The organism is Candidatus Polarisedimenticolia bacterium, from assembly GCA_036001465.1.
Classification (GTDB): Bacteria; Acidobacteriota; Polarisedimenticolia; order Gp22-AA2; family Gp22-AA2; genus Gp22-AA3.
In genome coordinates this window covers 81,221-102,647 of sequence record DASYUH010000022.1, presented here as the reverse complement: position 1 = coordinate 102,647, position 21,427 = coordinate 81,221, and the positions used below count along the sequence as shown (strand labels likewise).

At 65.9% G+C, this 21,427-nt stretch carries 24 protein-coding genes; 3 read left to right on the top strand and 21 right to left on the bottom strand.

Annotated features, from left to right (window positions below; translation table 11 throughout):
* The first annotated feature begins 1 nt into the window (after position 1).
* Both VGV60_05105 and VGV60_05100 read left to right on the top strand, forming a co-directional pair.
* The gene (locus VGV60_05105) at positions 2 to 355 is read left to right on the top strand and encodes a BON domain-containing protein (GenBank protein ID HEV8700633.1); all 354 of its coding nucleotides are present in this window, start codon (positions 2 to 4) and stop codon (positions 353 to 355) included.
* A 76-nt stretch (positions 356 to 431) separates the two neighbouring features.
* Complete coding sequence (locus VGV60_05100; protein ID HEV8700632.1) at positions 432 to 800, top strand: hypothetical protein; 369 nt, start codon at positions 432 to 434, stop codon at positions 798 to 800.
* A 6-nt stretch (positions 801 to 806) separates the two neighbouring features.
* On the opposite strand, the gene VGV60_05095 is transcribed toward VGV60_05100, so the two are convergent.
* Genes VGV60_05095 through VGV60_05085 form a run of 3 tightly spaced genes read right to left on the bottom strand, consistent with a single transcriptional unit; the run spans position 807 to position 2,589 of the window.
* Positions 807 to 1,616 carry a polyphosphate kinase 2 family protein gene (locus VGV60_05095; protein HEV8700631.1) on the bottom strand — a complete coding sequence of 270 codons (810 nt, stop codon included), beginning with the start codon at positions 1,614 to 1,616 and terminating at the stop codon, positions 807 to 809.
* Positions 1,613 to 2,044 carry a MoaF N-terminal domain-containing protein gene (locus VGV60_05090; protein ID HEV8700630.1) on the bottom strand — a complete coding sequence of 144 codons (432 nt, stop codon included), beginning with the start codon at positions 2,042 to 2,044 and terminating at the stop codon, positions 1,613 to 1,615. Before VGV60_05090 ends, VGV60_05095 begins: the two co-directional genes overlap by 4 nt.
* Positions 2,041 to 2,589, bottom strand: a complete 549-nt coding sequence (locus tag VGV60_05085; protein HEV8700629.1) for a YiiX family permuted papain-like enzyme — start codon at positions 2,587 to 2,589, stop codon at positions 2,041 to 2,043. The genes VGV60_05090 and VGV60_05085 overlap by 4 nt, the downstream gene beginning before the upstream one ends.
* Before the next feature lie 200 nt (positions 2,590 to 2,789).
* On the opposite strand from VGV60_05085, the gene VGV60_05080 reads away from it, so the two are divergent.
* Complete coding sequence (locus VGV60_05080; GenBank protein ID HEV8700628.1) at positions 2,790 to 5,210, top strand: ABC transporter permease; 2,421 nt, start codon at positions 2,790 to 2,792, stop codon at positions 5,208 to 5,210.
* On the opposite strand, the gene VGV60_05075 is transcribed toward VGV60_05080, so the two are convergent.
* The 18 genes from VGV60_05075 to VGV60_04990 all read right to left on the bottom strand — a co-directional run bounded on the left by VGV60_05075 (position 5,150) and on the right by VGV60_04990 (position 21,319).
* Positions 5,150 to 5,773, bottom strand: a complete 624-nt coding sequence (locus VGV60_05075) for a hypothetical protein (protein ID HEV8700627.1) — start codon at positions 5,771 to 5,773, stop codon at positions 5,150 to 5,152. The two genes, VGV60_05080 and VGV60_05075, sit on opposite strands and share 61 nt — an antisense overlap.
* 17 nt (positions 5,774 to 5,790) lie before the next feature.
* The gene (locus tag VGV60_05070) at positions 5,791 to 6,753 is read right to left on the bottom strand and encodes an energy transducer TonB (protein HEV8700626.1); all 963 of its coding nucleotides are present in this window, start codon (positions 6,751 to 6,753) and stop codon (positions 5,791 to 5,793) included.
* A 26-nt stretch (positions 6,754 to 6,779) separates the two neighbouring features.
* The gene (locus VGV60_05065; protein HEV8700625.1) at positions 6,780 to 8,117 is read right to left on the bottom strand and encodes an aminotransferase class III-fold pyridoxal phosphate-dependent enzyme; all 1,338 of its coding nucleotides are present in this window, start codon (positions 8,115 to 8,117) and stop codon (positions 6,780 to 6,782) included.
* 55 nt (positions 8,118 to 8,172) lie between these two features.
* Complete coding sequence (locus VGV60_05060; protein HEV8700624.1) at positions 8,173 to 9,006, bottom strand: hypothetical protein; 834 nt, start codon at positions 9,004 to 9,006, stop codon at positions 8,173 to 8,175.
* Positions 9,007 to 9,343: 337 nt separating this feature from the next.
* Positions 9,344 to 10,054 carry a DUF169 domain-containing protein gene (locus VGV60_05055; GenBank protein ID HEV8700623.1) on the bottom strand — a complete coding sequence of 237 codons (711 nt, stop codon included), beginning with the start codon at positions 10,052 to 10,054 and terminating at the stop codon, positions 9,344 to 9,346.
* Between the two features lie 263 nt (positions 10,055 to 10,317).
* Positions 10,318 to 11,430: an exo-alpha-sialidase gene (locus VGV60_05050; protein HEV8700622.1), complete on the bottom strand. Its 1,113-nt coding sequence runs from the start codon at positions 11,428 to 11,430 to the stop codon at positions 10,318 to 10,320.
* 2 nt (positions 11,431 to 11,432) lie between these two features.
* Complete coding sequence (locus tag VGV60_05045) at positions 11,433 to 11,708, bottom strand: MoaD/ThiS family protein (protein HEV8700621.1); 276 nt, start codon at positions 11,706 to 11,708, stop codon at positions 11,433 to 11,435.
* Positions 11,709 to 11,890: 182 nt separating this feature from the next.
* Positions 11,891 to 12,382 carry a phage tail protein gene (locus tag VGV60_05040; protein ID HEV8700620.1) on the bottom strand — a complete coding sequence of 164 codons (492 nt, stop codon included), beginning with the start codon at positions 12,380 to 12,382 and terminating at the stop codon, positions 11,891 to 11,893.
* 148 nt (positions 12,383 to 12,530) lie between these two features.
* A complete protein-coding gene (locus VGV60_05035; protein HEV8700619.1) occupies positions 12,531 to 13,469 on the bottom strand; it encodes an amidohydrolase family protein in 939 nt (312 codons plus the stop codon).
* 125 nt (positions 13,470 to 13,594) lie between these two features.
* The gene (locus VGV60_05030; protein ID HEV8700618.1) at positions 13,595 to 14,701 is read right to left on the bottom strand and encodes an MbnH family di-heme enzyme; all 1,107 of its coding nucleotides are present in this window, start codon (positions 14,699 to 14,701) and stop codon (positions 13,595 to 13,597) included.
* Positions 14,695 to 15,393 carry a tetratricopeptide repeat protein gene (locus tag VGV60_05025; protein HEV8700617.1) on the bottom strand — a complete coding sequence of 233 codons (699 nt, stop codon included), beginning with the start codon at positions 15,391 to 15,393 and terminating at the stop codon, positions 14,695 to 14,697. Before VGV60_05025 ends, VGV60_05030 begins: the two co-directional genes overlap by 7 nt.
* A 95-nt stretch (positions 15,394 to 15,488) precedes the next feature.
* Positions 15,489 to 16,073 (bottom strand): isoprenylcysteine carboxylmethyltransferase family protein, encoded by a 585-nt coding sequence (locus VGV60_05020; GenBank protein HEV8700616.1) that lies wholly within the window; start codon positions 16,071 to 16,073, stop codon positions 15,489 to 15,491.
* Positions 16,074 to 16,177: 104 nt separating this feature from the next.
* Positions 16,178 to 16,675, bottom strand: coding sequence for a hypothetical protein (locus tag VGV60_05015; protein ID HEV8700615.1), 498 nt, complete (start codon positions 16,673 to 16,675; stop codon positions 16,178 to 16,180).
* Positions 16,676 to 16,872: 197 nt separating this feature from the next.
* On the bottom strand, positions 16,873 to 17,499 hold the full coding sequence (locus tag VGV60_05010; GenBank protein HEV8700614.1) for a DUF1287 domain-containing protein: 627 nt from the start codon (positions 17,497 to 17,499) through the stop codon (positions 16,873 to 16,875).
* Positions 17,500 to 17,659: 160 nt separating this feature from the next.
* On the bottom strand, positions 17,660 to 18,943 hold the full coding sequence (locus VGV60_05005) for a tetratricopeptide repeat protein (protein HEV8700613.1): 1,284 nt from the start codon (positions 18,941 to 18,943) through the stop codon (positions 17,660 to 17,662).
* Between the two features lie 116 nt (positions 18,944 to 19,059).
* Complete coding sequence (locus VGV60_05000; protein HEV8700612.1) at positions 19,060 to 19,398, bottom strand: hypothetical protein; 339 nt, start codon at positions 19,396 to 19,398, stop codon at positions 19,060 to 19,062.
* 693 nt (positions 19,399 to 20,091) lie between these two features.
* The gene (locus VGV60_04995; protein HEV8700611.1) at positions 20,092 to 20,460 is read right to left on the bottom strand and encodes a hypothetical protein; all 369 of its coding nucleotides are present in this window, start codon (positions 20,458 to 20,460) and stop codon (positions 20,092 to 20,094) included.
* A gap of 193 nt (positions 20,461 to 20,653) precedes the next feature.
* Positions 20,654 to 21,319, bottom strand: a complete 666-nt coding sequence (locus VGV60_04990) for a carboxypeptidase-like regulatory domain-containing protein (GenBank protein ID HEV8700610.1) — start codon at positions 21,317 to 21,319, stop codon at positions 20,654 to 20,656.
* Between the last annotated feature and the right edge of the window lie 108 nt (positions 21,320 to 21,427).

The following is a 21,427-nucleotide window of genomic DNA, read 5'->3' as shown; positions in this document are numbered from 1 at the left end:
GATGAGTCGTCATCTGGCAATAGCTTTCACGTATCTCGCGACCATCGCCATTCTTTCAGGGGGCTGTTCGAACGCGCCGTACCAGTCGGGCGCGAACCATGGCGGTGACGCGGCGCCGGAGAAGAAGAGCCTCGGAGATTCCATCGGCGACGCCACGCTCACCGCCTCGGTGAAGCTGAGCCTGGCCTTCGGGCGAGGCGTCCGGGGATCCGATATCTCGGTCCACACGGATCATCGAGTCGTGATTCTCTCCGGAAAGGTCGGCTCCGAAGCCGAGCGCCAGCTCGCAGGCCGAATTGCCGGCGGGACCGAAGGCGTCCAGGACGTCGTGAACCTCCTCGAGGTCCGCGGCTAAACCCCCACCCAGGCCGCAGAGAAGTGCGCGTCCATTCAGGCGGCGGAGCGTGTGTCCGCCGGCAGAAGGAGACACCATGAATCTCGACATCGTCCCCGTGAAGAGCGAGAGGAAACAGCTCGTCGAGGAACAGATCCTGCTGCGTTTCAGCCTGTTCGACATCGAAAAGGAGCGCCCGGCGCCCGATCTCGGGCCGCTCCGGTTCCTGCTGTTCGGCCCGCTGGGCAGGAAGCAGAAGCAGGGCTGGGCCGATCAGATCGAGGAGAACCTCTACGAGGTGGCCTTCAGGACGCCCGCCCCCGGGTGCAGCTATCTCTTCTTCGCCTGCCCGAAGTCGGGCGTCTGGTACGCGCAATTGCCGCACCTCATCCTGCAGGCCACCGAGGAGGAGATCACGGTCCACCGGAAGGCCGCCGAAGCGATGGACCAGGACCACGTGTGCTGAGACGAGTCAGTCCAGCCGGAGCGTCGAAACGTCGACGGTCGGGCGGGGGAGCTTCATGTCGAGAGATTGCAGCGTGTCCACGATGATCTCCGACACGGCGAGATTGCGGAACCACTTCCGGTTCGCCGGGATCACGAACCACGGGGCCCACGCCTGGTTGCATCGACTGAGGGCCGCCTCGTAGGCCTTCTGATACTCGTCCCAGAGCTTCCGATCCTCGAAATCCGAAGGGGCGATCTTCCAGCGCTTGCGGGGATTCTCGATCCTCTCCTCCAGACGGCGCCGCTGCTCCTCCTTGCTGATGTGCAGCATGAACTTGAGGATGACGACGTCGTTCCCTGCCAGCGACTTCTCGAAGGCGTTGATCTGGTCGTAGCGCGTCTCCCAGACCGACCTGGGGACCAGCTTGCGGACGCGGGCGACCAGGACATCCTCGTAGTGCGACCGATTGAAGATCCCGATGTCTCCCCGGGCCGGCACCTGCTTGTGAATGCGCCACAGAAACTCGTGCTCGCGCTCCTCCTCGGTCGGCGCCTTGAACGACGTGACGACGCATCCCTGGGGATTGAGGCCGCCCATCACGTGGCGAATCGTCCCGTCCTTGCCGCCCGCGTCCATGGCCTGCAGGACGATGAGAAGCGCGCGCCGGTTCTCCGCGTAGAGAAGGTACTGGAGCTTCCGCAGGCGGGAGATGTTCTTCGAGAGGGCCTTCTCGGCGGCCTGCTTGTCCTTGAAGCCGTCCGTGTCGTCGGGGTCGATGCGGGACAGGCGGACCCTGGTCCCGGGCTCGAGGCGGAACCTCTTGCGCAGGTTCACCGCGGGGCCGGCCTCACGGTCCCCTGGAACGCGGAGAGCTTTTTCTCCGGAGAGCTCCAGGCTGTGTGGACGCGACCCTTCTCGAAGTCCACGACCTGGGACACCACCGAGCCGTCCTGCTCCTGCCACCAGAAGAAGCTGACGCCGGGGCGGATCGCCGCGAAGCCATACTCCTCCTCGGCCTTCAAGCCGGCCTGCGGCCCCTTGACCTGCTCCCAGGTCAGGCGGCTGTCGGAGAGATAGTGGACGCGGATGACCATCTCGCCATAATCGAACAGGAACGACTGGCCGGTCTTCTCCATATGGGCAGGTCCCGCCGGTGCCGCCGCCTGGCCCGCGAATCCGGCGCCCGCCGCCGCCCCACAGAGCGCGGCGATCAGGATCAAGCGCCTGCCCCGGATCGGAAGCCCGCCCGCGGCTCGGATCACGGCACGTCCTGAAGCAGGGGGGAGTTGAAGATTGAAGCAGGGGAGATCACGCGCTCGTCGAGCGGCACCTTGTCGCCATATCGCTCGGCGAGCATCGCCTTGACCACGGGACTGGTGAAATCGAACGAGACGAGCGGCAGCAGAAGCCCGAGCCGGACTCCCAGCCCGCGCTCATAGGCCTTCCACACCAGCTCGGAGCAGTAGACGCGATCGTCGGTCCACTCGAAGTAGGGATCGTAGGGTCTGCCGGTGAGCCCCGTGGCCGCCTTCAGAAGCGCCGCGGGGGCCTTCGGGTCCGCGAGGACAGAGGCATCGCGCAGGCGCTTGACGACGAACCGGGCCCCTTCGCCGCGGGCGATCCACTCCCGCAGCGGCGTGAACCGGACGCTTGGGCTCACGGCCTCGAAGACGAACGGCCGGCCGTCCCTGAAAAGGACCAGCCCCATGTGGCTGTACGGGGAGTGCGTCGCCAGCTGGATGGCCTTGCTCTGCGCGGACTGGGACGTTTGAAAGATGATGTCGCCGTCGCGGACCCGCCCCTCCACCTTGCGTCCGCAGAAGGGCGCCAGTAGCGCGATTGCGACGACAAGCGCGCCGGCGCCCGGACACAGGTCTGCCCGGCGGCGACGCTCAGGGTACTTGGGGTGAATACTCCGCACCATGATGGTGACGCCTCGAAGGAAACAATCTAACATGTTCAGCGCCTGGGACGGTCGATCCCGCGATTGAAGGAATGACACAGCACATGAGCGGTTTCGTTCAGGATCTTCGCTATGCCGCGCGCACGCTGGCGCGGCGTCCGGGGTTCACGGCCGTGGTGATCGTGGTGCTGGCGCTGGGGATCGGCGCCAATGCGGCGGTCTTCAGCGTGGTCGACGCGGTCCTCCTGCGGCCGCTTCCCTTCCCCGAGCCCGAGCGGCTGGTCGAGGTCCACCTCGCGACGACCGAAGGGGACCCGCGCGGGCCCGTGTCGGAGGTCGACTTCGAGGACTGGCGGGAGTCGAGCCACGTCTTCCAGGACATCGCCCTGGTCAACACCATCTCGCGCGGCCTGACCCTGACCGGAGGGGCCGAGCCGGAGCAGCTGCCGACCGCGTACGTGCACCCGGCGTTCTTCGGCACACTCGGTGTCCCGCCGGCGCTGGGCCGCGCGTTCCGGCTGGACGAGAACGAGTCCGGCCGGAATCGCGTGGCCGTCCTCAGCCATAGGCTGTGGCTGCGGGACTTCGGCGGCGACGCGTCGATCGCGGGCCGCACCGTGACGCTGGACGGGCAGTCGTTCACCGTCGCGGGCGTCATGCCCGCGTCGTTCAGGTTCCCCGATGCGACAATCGATGTCTGGGCTCCCGAGTCGCTCATCGACGCCGCGCGCGCTCCCCGCCGCCGCGACAACCGGTTTCAGCGGGTCATCGCGCGGCTCGATCGCGGCGTGACGCTCGAATCGGCCCATGCCGAGATGGGGACCATTGCAGCGCGCCTCGCGGCGGAGTACCCCAACACCAACGCGGGCCGCGTGCGCGTGACCCTCGTGCCGCTGCGCGACGCCCTGGTCGGCGAATCGGTCCGCTCCGCCATCCTGATCCTGCTCGGAGCGGTGGTCTTCGTTCTCCTGATCGCCTGCGCCAACGTGGGCAATCTGCTGTTCGAGCGGGCCGTGGCCCGACGGCACGAGATCGCGGTCCGTCTCGCGCTGGGGGCCGGAAGGGCCCGGATCGTGCGGCAGATGCTCGCCGAGAGCGCGGTGCTGGCGGGTGCTGGGGGGGCTCTGGGGCTTCTGGCCGGGGCTTGGAGCATCGAGGTGCTCCTCGGCCTGGCGCGCCATGTCCTGCCGGCGCAGAACGACGTCGTCGTGGACGGGCGGGTCCTGGGATTCACGTTCCTCGTGTCCCTCCCGGCGGCGCTGGTGTTCGGCGCCGTCCCGGCGATCGGTTTGTTGCGCACCGCGCCGCAGCTCATGCTGCGCGAGGATTCCCGGAACGCGACGGCCGGCCCTGGCAGCCGGCGGCTGCGGGCGGTGCTCGTAGTGGCGGAGACGGCGCTTGCCCTCGTGCTGGTCGTGAGCGCCATCCTCATGGTCAAGAGCTTCGCCAGGCTGCGGCGAGTCGATCCCGGATTCGATGCGGGCGGCGTCCTGGCGGTGTCCATGAACGCGTCCACGACCCGCTACCCGGGGAGGCCCCAGTTCCTGGCGTATTACCGCGCGATCCTCGACCGCGTCCGGCAGATCCCCGGCGTCGAGGCCGCCGGATCGACCCGGAACCTCCCTCTCCTGGGGGCCGCCGAGCAGTGGGCCGTGACGGTGGACGATCATCCGGCCGTCCCGGTAGGAACCGAGCCGGTCGTGCCGGTGCACCAGATCAGTCCCGGATATTTCAGCGCGATGCGCATCCCCCTTCTTCAGGGACGCGACTTCATGGCGGACGATCGGGAGAGCACCCCCGGCGTGGCGATCGTCAGCCAATCGTTCGCCCGCCGGTTCTGGCCGGCGCAAGGCGCGGTCGGCCGCATCCTGCGCTCAGGCGATCAACAGTTTTCGGTGGTCGGCGTCTGCGGGGACGTGCGCCAGACGCGGCTGGACGCGGAAGGGGAGCGCGCGATCTACCTGCCCCAGGAGCAGAGCCCCCGCCGCGGCTTCACGCTGATCCTTCGCGCGCGCGGCGACCCGCTCGCTCTGGCGCCCGCCGTGCGCGCGGAAATCCGGGCCATCGATCCGGAGCATCCGATCCTCCGCGTCGCCGCGATGAAGGAGGTTCTCGGAGAATCCGTCTCCCAGCCTCGACTGCTGTCGGCCCTGCTTGCGGTATTCGGAGGGCTCGCGCTGTGCCTGGCGATGGTCGGCGTGTACGGCGTGATCTCGTACGACGTGGCGCTGCGAACGCGTGAGTTCGGCGTCCGAATGGCCCTGGGCGCGCGGCCCCGGAACGTACTGGCCATCGTGTTGCGGGAGGGGGCTGGGCTTGCCCTCGCGGGTGTGGCGATCGGCACGGTCGCCGCCCTGGCGCTGACGCAGCTCCTCTCAGCCCATCTGTACCGGGTCGGCGCCTCCGATGCGACCACGTTCGTCGCGGTCGCCCTGCTGATGCTCGGCACAGGCCTCGTGGCCGCCTACCTGCCCGCCCTGCGGGCGACGCGCGTCGATCCTCTCGCGGCCCTCCGCCACGAGTGAGCCGGCGCGATGCCCGCGCACTTTTCTTCGGGATCGAAGCTCCCGGCCTCACGGGTCCACCCCGTGACGCCGTCGCTGTTCTGAATCTGAATCCACCACTCCATCTCCAGCGTTCGTTTCAGCTCCCCCCAGCAGAATCGCTCGACCTCACACCGCGATCCGCCCGAGCCGCCCCAGGGACTGAACCCGAGGTCCTGCTCCGTGAACCGCCCGCCGAACCAGACCTTGAACGTCCCTTCGCCCAGGTAGGTGTAGACCCAGAGGGTGTCGCCCGGAACGAACGCGCCGTATTTCTTCTTGACCGTGAATTCCCCCGCCACGGTGTGGACCTCTCCCGTCGAGGCCAGAACCTCGGAGCCGGGCCGGCATTTCGCGACGACTTTCGAGGCCTTGCCCGGCAGGGCATGGAGCTCCGTATCCTTCAGGACCTTCCAGGTTCCATACGTGCAGCCTTCGCCGGGGCACGCCCCCTTGTCCACGTATATCGCGGGGTGACGCGGCTCCTCGGCGCCGGCACGGGGCGCGGCGGCAACGGCGATCGAAAGGGTGGAGATGAGAAGCATGCGATCCGGCATGAGACTCACGGGTGCGGCGGCTTGCGCGGGCGGCTCCCCCGGCTTTCGATGCCCCGCATGAAATTGTCCTCAGGTTGCGTCGATGGCCCGAAAAAATCGATCGCGATCGTGAGATCGACGTCGACGGGCTGTCCCTTTTCCTTGCCTGGCAGGTACTTCCACTGACTGATCGCCGCGAGCGCTTCCTCCTCGAGACCGCAGGCTCCCCCGGCGGGCCTCACCACGCGGATTTTCCCGACCGAGCCGTCGCGAAATACGCGTGCCCGAACGATCAGCGCTCCCTTCGGTTTCTTCGCCATGACCTTGGGCGGAAATTTGATGGGTACCCGGGACTCCGGAATGATCTCAGGAGGGGAGATGTCCTTGGCCGAGCTACCCGGCCCGGCGGGCCCGGGAGCCTGATCGATGTCGAGCCTCGCCGGAGGCAGTGTTTCCAGGCTGTAGAGGGCCAGCACCCGGCGGAAGCGATCGAAGTCCTCCGGCGCGAAGCGATAGACTTTCCTTCGCCTCCCTTCGCCGTAGCCGGCCTCCACGTCGGACGCAGATGCGATGCGCCGCAGCACCTCCTCGTGCCCGGGGAGGTCCACCTCGGCGGTCGAGTGACATCCTCCGAGGTCGAGCCTCGGCTTGCCGGCCTCGCTCAGGTCGAGGGTGGTCGGGCTGCCATCGATGGCCATCTCGAGGATTCCCATGTTCCAATCGGAGACATCGCGCATGGCGACTCGCAGCAGAAGTCGTTTCGTCCCGGAGTCATGGCGGGTCGCGATTGGACAGATATCGATGGCGGGAGGGGGCCAGCGGTCGGACCAGGGGAAGTACGTGGTCAGCCTGGCCGCCTTCTGGTACTCGGTGTCGATCCCCTCGAGCGGATCCGCCGCATCCGCGGGGGGTTCAGCGCTCAGGCGACCCGGTACGAGGAGAGCGCTCAGTGCCGCCCCGGCGATCCATGGCAGGAATCGTCCCCGCATTGTCCCTCCCTCGGCCAACGGCCGGCTCAACCCGCCACCGCGCGCAGGAACGAGCCGTACGCGTCGAGATAGCGGTCCACGTCGGCCGTGCCGGACGGCACCGCCATCGTCGGGCCCGCGCCCGGAAGCGCCTCCCAGACGCCGCGGTTCGCCATCCAGATCCTTTGGGTGCCCGTGAGCAAAGTGTCGCGGAGCGCCAGGGCCTGCTGGCCGGTCTGCGGCTCCGGCCCGTACCAGTGGCCTGAACGGGGGCCGAAGCGCTGCGCGGTCCACGGGAGGCGGGCGTCCCGGATGGCGGTGTCGATCCCCTCGGCGAGGCGGGCCCCGAGCGAGGCGGTGTGCTCGTAAGCGGCCGGGGTGAGCACCTGCTTCAGCGCGGCGCGCGAGGCGGCCATCGAGAGCGGGTTGCCGAACAGCGTGCCGCCGGTGGCGGCGAACCCCTTGCGCTTGATGTCGATCTCGGCGGCGAGGGGCTCGATCAGGCCGTAGGCGCCGAGAGGCACTCCCCCGGCGATCGACTTGCCGATCGTGACGATATCGGGCTCGAGGTGGAACCAGCCGGTCGCGCCGCCGGGCCCGACGACGTGCGTGTGGGTCTCGTCGATGGCGAGGACCGTTCCGGTCTCGCGCGTCAGGGCGCGCAGCGCCTCGTGCCAGCCCGGCCGGGGCATCAGGAGATGGACGTTGTTGGTGAGCGCCGGCTCCGTGAGGACGATGGCGACGTCCCGCGGCTCGAGCGCCCGCCGCAGGCCGTCGGTGTCGTTGAACTGGGCGATCCGGACCTTGCCGGAGGTCGCCTTGACCAGCCCCCGCTGGGCCGGCACGAGCCGGCCATCCTGCAGGTCGATCAGCCCCTCGTCGAAATGCCCGTGGTAGTGGCCGTCGAACAGGAGCGCGACCTCACGTCCGGTCGCGGCGCGCGCCACCCGGATCGCCTCGACGTTCGCCTGGCTCGCGGACAGGGTGAACTGCCAGAAGGGGACCGGGTAGCGGCCGGCCAGCTCCTCCGCGACCTCGACCGCCTCCGGGCTCGGCAGAAGGAACTGCGTCCCCGCCCGGGCGCGCAGCGCGACCGCGTCGACGATCGCGGGATGGGCGTACCCGCAGAACATCGACATGTCGGCCACGTTGACGTCGAGGTAGCGGTGCCCGTCGACGTCGGTGAAGGCGGCCCCTTCGCCGCGATCGACGTAGACCGGGACCTCGTTGTCCGTCGCCATCCAGACCATGGGGACGCCGTTCGGCATGCACGCCCGGGCGCGCTCGATCAGGGCCATCGTGCGCGGACGCGCGTCGACGAGCTTTTTCAGCTCCTGGTCGCGGACCCTGGCGACTTTCGCGGGATCGACTCCGGGCGCGGGCATGATCGAGGCCTCGAGACACCATTCTACACTTCGGAGCGCGAGCCTCTCGCGTCCGCTAGGTCGTCTCGTAGTAGAACACGCCCGCTGATACCTCCTCGACGATGGTGTATTTCCGGCCGTCTGGCCATTGCGCGCCGACACGCGGTCGCACCGCGGCGGGGCGTGGGAAGAGCAGCCCCGACTCGTTGTCGCCGATGCCGACCCCGACCAGCCGCAGACCGGACGGGTCGCGGATGAGAGCCGACAGGCCGATGTCCCGCATCTGCCGGGTGAGGTCACGGAGCTTCGACTCGGGTATTCCTATGTTACGGGCGTAGGCCACGAGGCTGGGCCATGCCTTCCAGTCTCCCGACGGCACGAAGCCCATGACGGGGCTCGGGATCGCCTCGCGAGCGTGGCCGTCCATATAGAAGACATCGTTGATCCGGAACTCGTCTCCGGGCGCCCAGATGGCGACGAGGCGCGCCTTCGGCAAGGCCTCGAATTCCTTCTTGAGCGCCTTCACGGCAGGGAGCTGCCGGACGAGATGATCGCGGCGATTGCCGGGACATGCCGGCCCGCAGAAAAAGTACGCCGTCACCTCGTCAGCCGGGACGCCGCACGCCCCGGCGACGGCGCCCAGGTAGAACCCGCGGGTCTGATCCGCCTCGGCGGGGGACTTCGCCTTCCTGATCTCGAGACCGAGCGGTCCGTAGGGGAAGGCCCGATAGGGCCAGATGCCCGGCTTTTCGCGAACCACCGCGCAGGCTTCCCTGACATGGGGGATCAGGTGGTCGAACTCGGCTCCTCCTGGAGGGACCGGACCACCCAGCTGCATCCCGGACAGGCCGCGAATCAGGGACGCAAGGGACAGCACGCTGAGCAGGCCGACTCGCCACTTCCGCCGCATCTCGTACCGAATCCTAAGCCAGGTCGGTCCGGGAGGCAGACTCCGCCGCCGGTGGGTCGATGCGGCGTTTATCCGCGCCAAACGCTCCGGCCCTCGTGGCGTCCATACACTCTTATGGACTGGGAGCCATCGGGGTGCTGCACGCGGCCCTGAGCCCGGAACACGAGGTCGCGGAACCCCCCCTCCTCGGACTCCGACGTGATCTCTGGGAGATCACCCGATTGGGACGGGCTGCCGCATGCCGCCATCGCCACGATGAATGCTGCCGTACCCACGAAGCGCAGCCCGGCTTTCCGCATGCGATCCTTCAGGGGGGGCAGGCGCGACCGGCCTGCTCCTACTCCGTAGCCAGCGCCTGCCGGCGCTCGCGATGGTATTCGGACAGCCTGGCGTTGGCCGTGGCGATGGTCTGCGCCTCGTCGGCGATTCTGCCGAGATGTCCTCCCGGAACGGCGACGTACATCTCGTCCTCGCCCACATCGGTGTAGATGCGGTTTCCGGTGCACCCGGCGCTGGCGACGACACCGGAGGTGAGGGCGGCGGGGAGCGCCATGCACGTGGGACGGCCGAACAGCGGGGCCGGCGCCCCGACACCGGCACGCAAGGCCGCTTCCTGAAGGAGCATCACGCGGCCGGGCCGGCCCGAGAAGATCACCACGTCCGGGTCGAGCGGTGTGTCCCCGAGGGGCGCGTAGATCACGACACCGGGCGGCTCGGAAAGCTGGGGGATCCAGGGAACCTCCTTCATCTTGATGTAGCCGAGCTCGACCATGAAGGAGAGGACCTGGTCGAGCTCCTGGGCGCGGTCCTGCGGGAGCGGGAGATTGTGGGTGTAGCTGCCGATCGGACAGTTGTAATGGTCGCTCGGGACGGTGTAGAAGGTCCGTCCCTCTGCGGCGATCCGCCAGAAGCTGCATCCCGAAGGCTCCGTCCCGGTGAACTTCTCCACGCCTGCGGGGGCGGTCTTGCGGAACGCAACCGCCACCGGTCGGCGCTGCAGGCCGAGGATTTCGGAGAACTGCCGATCCATTTTGCGAAAATCCGTCATCGCAGTTCCCCTTCAGGAGCGACGACTTGGTTTCGATGATCTCGTGACAGGTCCTTTGCCCTGTCCGAGCGCCTCCGTTGGCGGGGAATATACCGCGAGAGGGAGCGCCTCGCAAGCGGAGAGCCAGGGCCTGTAGCCAGGGCCCGCCGGGCCGCGGCTGCCCTGAAGGGACCGCGTCACTCCGTGTACACGTGCAGGCTCGCGGCGGCCTTCTTGTTCTCGAACGTGCGCACGAGGCCGTCGGGAGAGCACGAAGACGTCCATCAGACCACGGCGACTTTCACGCAGTTGATGGGCGGGAGCGAGTCGAACAGGCAGTCCCACTTCTCGCCGCCGTCCCGCCCGATCCAGAGCTGCCCCGTCGTGGTCCCAAGGTAGAGAGCCGGGGACTTGAGATAGTCGACGTCCATCGCGTCGCGCAGAATGGTGAAGTAGCTGTCCTTCTTCGGCAGGCCGCGCGCGAGGCGCTTCCACGAGCCGCCGCCATCCTCGGTGCGCCAGATCGCCGGGGCGCCATCCGGGCAGGTGCGCGTCATCGGCACGAGCGGCGCGACGTAGGCCGTGTCGGCGTCATGCGGATGCACGACCATGGGGAAGCCGAAATCGGAGGGGAGCCCCTTGGCGATCGACCGCCAGGTGCGGCCGTGGTCGTCGCTGCGCAGGACGCCGATGCCCGGGCGGCGCCCGCCGGGCCCGTCCCATTCGGCCCAGCCCCCGTGGTTCTGAATATAGAGCCGTCCGGGAGCGTCCGGGTGGCCGACGATCTTGTGGACGCACTGGCCGAATTCAGGATAGGGATCCGGCGTGAAGCCGGCGCCGATGCCCTGGTTGGACGCCTTGAACGTCCGGCCGCCGTCTTCGCTCAGGTAGTGCCCGCCGGTGGAGATGCCGAGGTGGACCCGGTTCCCGTCGCGCAGGATGGTGTGCATGCAGAGCCCGCCGTTCCCGGGCTGCCACTTCCGCGCATGCTCGTGGTTGCTGATGCCCGGGACCATCTCCCAGGAGTCTCCGCCGTCGCCGCTGCGGAAGAGCGAAGCCGGCTCGACGCCGCACCACAGGTCGTTCTTGCCGTCGCCCGCTTCGAGGGACCAGATGTTGATGAGCGCCCGGCCGTCGTCCTTCGGGAAGGCGGGGGCCGACTTCGTCTCCTTGAACGATTTCCCGAGATCCGTCGAGCGCAGGACCTTCATGCCGAAGAAGGCGTTGCAGCTCGAGGCGTAGAGAGTCGGCTTTCCGCGGGCGTCGATCAAGGTCGCGTAGACCGCCACGCCCTGTCCGAAGGGCCCGCGCAGCGCGAAGCTGCGCCGGGTGTTCGACGCCTGGGCCACGAAGACACCCTTCTTGGTCCCGATGCTGAGAATGACTCGTTCCGGCATGGTCAGCCTCCTGAGACTGCGGGAAGAATGGTGAGGACGTCTCCGGGTGCCAGCGCGGTATCGAGCCCATCCCGGTCGCGCACGTGAGACGTGTTCACGAACAGATTGACGTGCCGGCGCACCTTGCCGGTCTCGTCGCAGATGTTGATGTACAGCGACGGATGGCTCCGCTCGAGCTCCTCGAGGGCGGCGCGAACGGTGGGGGCCGACAGGGATATCTCCGAGACGCGTCCGCAGTAGACGCGCAACGGCGGCGGCACGTAGACGGTGATGCTCATAAAGAGAGGGGATCCTAACACCGTTGGGGGCGGACGGAAACCCGGGTCGGGTCGCGTCGTCTGTCTCAGCCCGGCGCGTTCCCGTCCCGATGCGCAGGGGCAAGAGGCTCCAGCCGGATGCCGTGGCCCTCGAGGGTGACGGGAGTCCGCGTGATCACGAGCGACCTCGAGAAACGGCGTGGCTAGACCGAGACGCGCTGAATGAACTCGCAGGTCATCGTCACCGTTTCCATCAGTTCCTCCGTCGAGCCCGCTTTGAAGGTCCCGATCTCGAGCTTCGAGGGCCAGGCATTCTCGAGGTAGTACCGGGCGACCGGCTTGTTGTCGGCGTCGTACATGATCAACGAGCAGCTCTTTCGAGCGGCCGCCACATCTCCGAGGATGACCAGCTCGTGCCACGCTGCCATCGAGAGGTCTCGATTCAGGGGTCGGCGCAGAACGACGGCGAACGACTTGGTGCCGCGCTCGAGCAGCGGCCCGTCATCCGAGGTCACCAGCTCGATCGAAGACGCGATTCCCTGCAGCTCCGAAAATGAGGCAATTTGGACTCCGTCGATGCTGATGCCGAACCGGGCCGCGGTGATCGCGTCCTGTCTCGTGGCGGCATCCACACGGTCCGGAAGGGATATCGCCGAGGCATTCACCGCCAGCATCACAAGCATCGCGCATGCCATTCCAACCCTCTCCAATCGCATGACCATCCCCCTTGTCTATCGGTTCGATTCAGTCGGACGAACGTGTTGGGCCCCAAGCCCTGCGGACTCAAGGTACGCCGGCTTTTCCGGGATGCAAGAGCCAATCACCCGGAACGCGCAACTCCCGCTACGGGCCGGGTGAACCGCCGCCCAATCGCAGGAACCGTGCGGCGTTGTTGTACATGACGTCCCGCTTCTGCTCTCGGGACAGGAAGCTGGCCGACTCGACGGCGTCGATGGCCGCGCCGATTGCCTCGGGCCAGCGCATCTGGTCGGTTCCGAACATCAAACGCTTCCCGAAACCCTGGGCGAGCATCTCCTTGAGGAAGGCGTGGAACTCCGGAATGCTCTTCGGGCCACCGATCCAGTTGATGACCGCCACGTCCATGTAGACTTGCGGGTACATCTGCAAGAGGGCGATCGTCTCCCTCCTCCAAGGTTCACCGCCATGCATGATGTAGATGCGGAGCTTCGGGTGCCTGACCAGCAGGTCTTCCAGAAGGAGCGGATTCCCGAGCGCGACCCGAAACTTGGGGCAGCACTCATAGGGGGTCCCGGGGAAACTCGTGCCCGTATGGATTCCCACCGGGATATCAAGTTCCTCCGCGAGCCTGAAATACGGATCCAGCGCCGGGTCGCTCGGTGACAGGCCGGCATACTGTGCCGTGACCTCCGCCATGGCGCCCAGCTGGCCACCCGTGAAGAGCGTCCGGAGCGCATCCATCGCAGGCAGCGGGTAGCCCCAGAAGTCCATGTCGGGCTGGCCGAACTCCGGGGACCCGAGGATCTTCCCCGGGCCGGCAGCCGCCTTCCATCGCCCGACGGCGTCGAGCGGACCGCTGACGATGCCCAGCACGATGTTGTATCGCTCCATGGCGGCCAGCGTCGCGCGCATGTGTGCCTCGGCCGTGGCGGGCGCGGGCCTCCCCGTTACCGGGTTCGGGCCCGAATGGGACCACTCGCGCGCGCCGTAGGCATGAAGGTGAACGTCGATGATCGGTGGCCGTGTGTCGCTCGCCCCGCCGGCCGCTGCAGAAACTCCCAACAGGAGGATAGCCAACGGCATGCGCTTCATCCGGTCCTCCTCCGCATCATCCAGAATTGAACCAGCCGGCAGGGTCGCTCGTGTTCCAGGAAGCCCGGCAATTGATTGTTCCCAATATATCGAAAGCACGTCGGATGGAGCAAGGCTCAATCCGGGAGCGAGCGCGACGGCGGGGGAGCCGCGAACCGGGGATCGCCGACGAACGCCCTGTCGGTGAGGCTCTTGAGGAACTCGACCAGGTCCGCCTTGCCGCGGGCGTCGAGGTCGAAGCCACGCACGAGCTCGCTCTTGCGCGGGCTGTCGCGGCCGTCGCCCGCGAGGGGCCCGTCCGGGACGAGCCGACCACCCCGGGCGTAATGCTCGATGACCTCGGTGAGAGTCGCGATGCTGCCGTCGTGCATGTAGGGGGCGGTCAGCCCGATGTTGCGCAGGGTGGGGGCCCGGAAGCGGCCCATGTCTTCCTTGCGGCCGGTGATCGCGAAGAGACCCGGGTTGTCGCCGGGATAGCCGCCGTCGCCCCCCAGGTTGTACAGTCCGTTGTTGTGGAACGTGGGAGGAATCGGTTGGCCGCCTTCGAAGACGACAGGCCCCGAGAAGGTGAACCCCCCATGGCAGCGCGAGCAGTTCAGGCGTTCCGAGAAGAAGAGTCGCATGCCGCGCTTCGCGGACTCGGAGAGGGCGCCGGTGTCGTCCCGGTAGACGAGCCGGTCGTAGGGGGAATCGCCCGAGATCAGCGTCCTCTCGAAGGATGCGATGGCCCGGGTGACGCTCGACAGGCTTACCGGGTCGGGGTCATCGGGGAAGGCCGCGGAAAACATCCCGGGATAACCGGGATCCGCACGAAGGCGGCGAAGGACCTCGTCTTCGCGCCCGGAGAGGCCGAGCTCCACCGGGTGCTCGTTGAGCATGGGGATGCGGGCCTGGTCCTCGAGCCGGGTGAGGCGCGAATCGGCCCAGGTCAGCGTCGCGCTGTAGGCGACGTTGGCCAGGCTCATCGCGCTTCGGGGATGCAGCTCGCCGGTGGAGCCGACCGCGCGGGCCCGGCCGTCGGTGAACGCCAGCTCCCGGCGGTGGCAGGAGGCGCAGGCATAGGTGCCGTTCCCGGACAGGACGCGGTCATGAAAGAGGCGCCGCCCCAGCTCGACCTTGGCCGGGGTCATCGGGTTGTCGGCGGGGACCCTGGGGGCGGGGAACCCCGGCGGAAGACGCCACTCGTAGGCCGGAGGCGGGGGAGGGACCGCCTGGGCTACCACTTCCGCTGATGCAGCTCCGACACGCTGGGCGTCTGCCCGGCGAGCTCTTCCCGCTGCGCCACCCAGGCGGAAAACTCCTGGACCGCGTCGGGGGTCATTGAGCCCGGCTCGGCCCGGCGCTTCTCGACCCATCCCTTCATCGCCTTGAGGAGCACGTCGGCCTGGCCGCGATCGCTCGGGAAGAGCGCCATGTAGGCGTTCTTGGCGTCCTCCATCCGGTCGAGGTTCAGGTACGCCTCCCCCCGGTATTCGATGGCGGGCGCGTAGGCCGGCGAGATGGCGAGGGCCCGGTCATAGGCCTGCAGCGCGCCGGAGTAATCCCCCGTCTTTCGCAGGGCGAATCCCAGGTCGCTATGGGCCGGGTAGAACTTGGGGTCCTTCTCGGTCGCCGTCCGGAACTGGGCGATGGCCTTCCCGAACTCCTGCCGCGCCTTCGTTTCCAGCTTCGTTCGGTCCTTCTCCTCGCTGGCCTCGGACGCCTGCTTCAGGAGGGCCAGGGCCTTGTCCCGAATCTTGAGGCCGGCGTTGTAGTGATCCACCGCCTGTTGCTCCGGTGTCTTCTTGGGGGCCGACGGCATGGATGAGGAGCCGCCCGATCGCGGCGCATGTGACCCGCCCGAAGCCCGAAGATCCCGGGGCATGAACACGAGGGAGACGCCGACCAGCACCGCAAGTCCCACGATCCTCCGCACGGCAAACCTCCATTCAGGAGCGAAGCAACGCCCCACATTCTTACCCCCGGTCGGCGGGGAAGTCAAAGATCTGCGTGGCCGGACGGCCGCGTGCGCTAGTAGACGAACGGGATGAGACGCTTCCGCGTGCTCATGAACTTCCGATACGGCTCACCGATGGCCGCCAGCAACGCGCGCTCCTCGACCGCGATGCGGTAGCCATACACCGCGAAGGACGTGACGGCCAGCAGCAGCGCCGAGGCCCAGCTCCCGAGGGCGACACCGATCCCCGTGTTGATCAGGATGCCACCGGTGTACGACGGGTGGCGGAGTATCGCATAGGCGCCGCGCGTGACGACCTCCTGATCGGGCCGGACGCGCACGTCGCCGGTGAAGGATGCTCCAAGCATGCGCCAGCAATGGCGCCGAAGCAGGCTGCCGGAAGCCAGCAACGCCATGCCGAACCAGAAGACCGCGACCTGGTGCGCCGAGGCGAGTCGAAACTCCGGCACCCAGGCCAATGGAAATGCACCTAAATAGGCAACCTGCATGCCGACCAGGATGACCTGAAGCGATCTGGAGTCGGTGGAGCTCCCCGACCGCTGGGCACGGCGGAGGATGCCGAATTCTGGCCAGAAAGCCCAGACGAATGCGATCCAGAAGACACCGGCGTAGGGCCATACGAACGGCAGAGGTCTCATCGGTTACTCTCACGACGCTGGAGCAGGCCAGGCTCACACATGCTGATCGGCGAGGATCGGGTTTCCATCGGGGTCCACGGCCGTTTCGCGCGACGTCATGCCGCTCATAGATTGTGGCAGATTTGTCTCGCTTGATTGACACTGATCTCCCGGTCGTCGCCGCCCATCAACACCACAACCCCTCCCGTGGAAGGATTCAGGCGGATGGTCTTGCAAAGGGTCCGCGTCTTCTCGGCGACCTGCTCCTGCTCCTCGGATGTCAGCGGGGCGTATCTCTTGCGATAGGGAAAGGGCCACCCATAACCCCATCGGTAATGAGTGGGAAACTCCGGGCCTCCTCCCACACGCACTCCCTTGTACATCGTTTCGGCCAAGACTTCGTTGTGCGTGATCCCCAGGATGCAAGCTCGAAGCGATTTGTCCGCAAGCTCCCGCGCTTCCGCGGTGCCGCCGGGCCAATAGGCGACATCGTGAAGGTAGCAACAGCTGGAGTAATTGCCATCGGGAAACATGCTGCAGCCGTCGCTCTTGAAATCAGCGAGGTCTACAGCGATCGCATGCTGGCATGCACCCAGCGACACGCACAGGCTGAGGGTCGTCACAAGGAGTTGTCTTGCCGGTTGCACGGCTCCGCAGTCACGGTTCAACTGGAGCTTCCCACCCGTCGTACTCGCCTCGGTACCGAGTAGCCAGGCCCTGGAATACCTGACGGGCCTGCGTCAGATTTTCGCGCGTGCGCCGCGGCGCTTCCGCCCCCAAGCTCCCATGCGCCACCAGCTTCAGCCGGTTGTCATACGCATCACGGATCATAGCGATAGTGCCCCGTGATTTCGTAGGAAAACAGCACGTCCTCGACCTGGACGCCGGCTCCGATGTTGTGCACAACGAGGGGGTTCCCGTCCTGCAAGCGGTCCGAGATGATCCCAATGTGGGGGACGCCTGAAGCAAGGCGCCATGTGACGAGATCGCCGGCGCGATAGTCCTGAGGCCGGTAGGATACTGAGACTGTCTGACCGTTCCGCCTGAAAAACGTGGCGAGGTTGGGAACGCGACGGTGGTCGATGTTCGGATCCGGCTGGGAGAGACCCCACAGGCGTGGATAGGACCCGAAGGCACGTGACATGTCTTGATGGACGAGAAGCTGAAGGTCGATGCCTGCCTGGCGATAGGCTCGAACAATGACGTCCGTGCAGACACCTCGCTCGATCGGCACATCGCCTCCGGGAAAGGAGATGGAACGGTAGCTCCCATCGTAGTAAAGCGTCGCGCCGATTTGTTGGTAGGCCCCGCTCAGAATCCGGGCGATTCTTGAAGGTTGCAGCTCGGCTGTGGCGGGTCGCGAAGCCGCAAGCATCAGCAGCACGATGAAAGTCATCATGGTCCCAGGAAAGCGTCCGACGCTCCGGCGATGGTGCGGCGGGCGCATGTCACGCGCCTTCCGGAGTGCAAGGGTGAGCGCCTGCAGTGAGTCGATGCCTACAGCTCCGTCTAACGCTCCGGTCCAACGCCCGGCCAAGCTGTGGCGCACGTGCGCAGCCTCTGCGCGACAAGACGCAACAAACACCGGGAGCGCGGCCCTCTCAACGTTACTTGATCGTGAGCTGGTACCGGATATCCTGAATCGTCTCTCCACTTCGCCGCCCGCCAAACGCGATCGAATGCTGCCCCTCGGACATCGGCTCCAGCATGATCCAGTACCCGTCCGTTGCGGAGGGGTACGCGTCGTGGGTGCCTCGTCCGGGTGCAATCCACTCCTGCATGTTGAAACACTTGTCACTGCTAGCGCGGAAGCGCTTCACATCGTCCAGGGCCGAGCCATCGATCACGACGAACAGTTCCACCGTCCGCTCATCGGCGATGGCGGCCTTCCGTTTCGCGTCGTCGCACGAGAAGTGCCGGTCCCGATCGCGAGGCCAGGCCAGTTTGTTGATCACCGGGAAGAAGATGTACTTGCCGGACGGGACCTCGCACGCTCTTTGCTTTTTTGAAGAATCATATCCGCCGGCGAGGAACCAGATCGGTCCCCGTTGCCCGACAGCGCAGTGGCGGCCGGTCTCATCATCGACGGGATCCTGGTCCTCAGGTACCGACTGCGACCATTTCCACCATTCGGCCGCGAACTCAGCTATCGTCTTGCCGTCGATGGTCCCCCCGGGAGGTACGATCTTGTTCGCCGCGGCCGCGGAGATTGAAGGCGTCGCGCCAGGAAGTGGGAAAGCAGCGCGCTCTTGCCGCGGCACGAACTTCCTTGCCAGGTCCTTGGCTTTGGCGATCTGATCCTTGGTCATTCGGGGCAGAATGCGGTCCCCCTTGCTCACCGCTCGATCCCGCACCTCACCTGCTGGCAGACTGTTCGCGTACAGGCTCCACCACATGTACGCAAGAACGTAATCCTGGGCAACGCCACGGCCGACAGAGTACATGCTGCCAAGGTTGTGCTGAGCAACTGAGTTGCCTTGCTCAGCGGCACGCCGGTACCATTTCACCGCTTCCGCATCGTCCTCTGGGACCCCCTCCCATCCGAGGGAGTATCTGCTGCCCAAGGCAACCTGAGCATCGGCGTAGCCTTGGTCAGCGGCCCGCCGGAGCCATTTGAGACTTTCTGAAGAGTTCTTCGCGACGCCTTGGCCGTCACCGTACATGACCCCCAAGACAAACTGTGCCTCAAACACGCCGCGCTCAGCGAGCGGCTGCAATTCGCGCAGGGCGGTTTGGTAGTCGCCACGTTGATAGGCCGCCATACCCTCGTCGAGCCCCGCCCAGGCGTCCAAACCAGGACTGATGGCAACCACAATGGCGAGCAGCACGCCCCGGGGGTTCACTGTGATCTTTCTGACATTGCCGTGGCTTCTGCAGGTCGATCGTTTCATGACTCTGCCCCCGTAGTGTCAGTGGCGCCTCACGCTCCGGTTCAGGCTCGGGAGGCGAACGCCCAACGTGCCGGCCCAACACCTCCCAACCCGCGCGCCGTCGCCTGCAACTGATGTCAGCTGCCGCCCGGAGATACTGTGTATTCCGTCAACGTCATGGCACACAACAGCCAGCCAACCCCAAGCTCAAATCCTTGGTCTTGAACAGCTGGGTCGGCAGCCGCCAACTCAAGGGTGAAAGTTGGACCGAGAGGGTCCAAACACCGATCGTCGAGCGGTTGCCACGCCCGGGTCACAGCGATTCCCCCGTCCAGCAATTCCGAAGGCAGCTCAGCTGTCGTGATGGTCCTCGATTCGATCGTCGGTGTTTTGAGCAGCACCGAGTCGTTCATGCCGGATTGGCACCCGTAAGCCAGGCCCGCCAGTGCCGCGATGGCGATGAGTGAATGCTTCATGGTGCACTTCCTCTCTAGTGCAGCTAACGCTCCCGCCCAGCCGCGGCGCGCCAACTGGAACTCCCAACGCCCCCGCACGCGCCGTCAGGTGCAGCGGGTAGTTAGATTGCCGTCCATTTCGGCTCGCCTCATTTGCGTGACATACTCAGGTCTTCACAGATTGCACGCCCTCTGGAAGTGACTTCCACTTCGGTTGGGAGATGGAGCACTATGGTCGGAGCTTCGTCGTAACACAGCGAGTCTGGCAACAGCCTGTACCGAAAAACTGCCACGAAAGTGGTTGGTCTATGCGGCTCGAACCGCCACGTTCGGATGTTATCTTTTACTGTTTGCAGGAAAATCTGCGGCCCACTCTCAAGTGTAACTGCCTCCGCCTGGTCGCCATCAGTCGTGATGCGAACGCGCACTTCACCATCGAAACGTGCCTTCAGGAGGACTGCTGGATATATCGGGATCTGAGCCGACAGGACAAGTGGCGGAAAGTCTGGAGGCGGTTCTGCGGGACCGACGATGTCGGCCAACGGAGAACTAGACAGTATAAGCAGCGCTGAAAGAATGCCGCCGACTACATTCGTACGCAAACGGTAGATCATGAGTGGCCTCACTTGTCGAACTCCGTCGACGTGACCTCAGTCAATCTAACGCTCCGGCCAAGCCGGTTGTTAGGCGCCACGCCGCATGGCCGAGACTTCATCACTCGTGGCCACCCGTGAATGCTTGATTGCTGAACCATGAGGCGCCTGAGGGTCGCTTCACCACATTGAAACCAAAGTTGGCTGCCTGGTGACACGAATTGCAGCCAGCCGTAAGCGCGTCGTAGGCGACGCCGAACGCCTGCTCGTCGTGCGCCGTGATGGTATCGCGCAAATCACTCATGGGCTGGCCCATGATCTTCGGCACCAAGAGCGACAAGGGGATCGGCGAGTCTTTGTGCGACGCGTGGAACCGTACCACATCGTCAAACCCTTCTTGCAGTTCGTCCAGTTCGTACAGAGCAAGCTGCCAGTTTCGATTCTGGCCGGCGAACCACAACTTGGCGTGCCGGATCTGCGTGAAGTTCATCAGCTCACCCAGGCCGGGCTTGTAGCTCGAGGAACAGCTTGCGGCCAGGACGGCGATAGCTGCCACAACGAGACCGAGCGGTGTTCGGAGGCTTAATGACATTCGATCCTCGTGGCGCCTAACGCCCCGGCTAAGCTGCGGCGCGCGTGCTCAGCCACTCACTCCGCCACGGGCCTCCCGCGCGCCGCCAGCTTCAGCCGGTTGTTGGGCCGCCGAACCTCGAGGGGTAACCCAGCCCGAGCGGCACCTGGCTGGCGACCTGGTCGACCGTCATGAGATAAACGCTGCCTAAGAGATGACCGAACCGCCCCGGGCCTGCGATCGTTCCAACCCATCGGACGCGGTAGCGCCCCCAGGTGAAGTCTTTATCCAACTCGGGCGTGGAAAATTCCACCCACGCGCTGGAAATGACACGTGTCTTGCCTGCTGAATCGAGCGTCTGCTGCGAATCGGGCACGAAACACTCCATCTCGAAGCCCCGTGTGAATTCTCCAACGAACTCACCCTCAAGCCAATCATATGGAGGGTCGGACGGGAGCGGTGCCAACTCGAGGTCGTGAGTTAGGGTTTCGCCGCGCGCAATCAAGACGTCGCACTTAAGGCTGGTGCCGTATCCGTCGAAACGGACCCTTCGAACCCCGGGAATCTCTATCGGCAGACGGTACCTTCCACGGCCATCTGATACTACTACCCACTCGAGTGCGCCTTCTTCTGGCACCGGTTCGGCACGCACATCAACCCCGGCAACCGGCTTGCCTATGTTCCTGACGGTGATCACACCAGAGACCCAGCACGTAGGATCACCTCGGCGTAGCATCTCGAGGAAGCGGTCGAGCGCATCTTGCTTCTGATCAGGCACCGTTTCCTACCCCATGTCGGCCCAACGCCAATTGGATCGTTCTGTATAACCCGATAAACATAGCGGGACGGCTGCTCCTATTGTGCTATGCAGCGAGCGCCGGTCGGC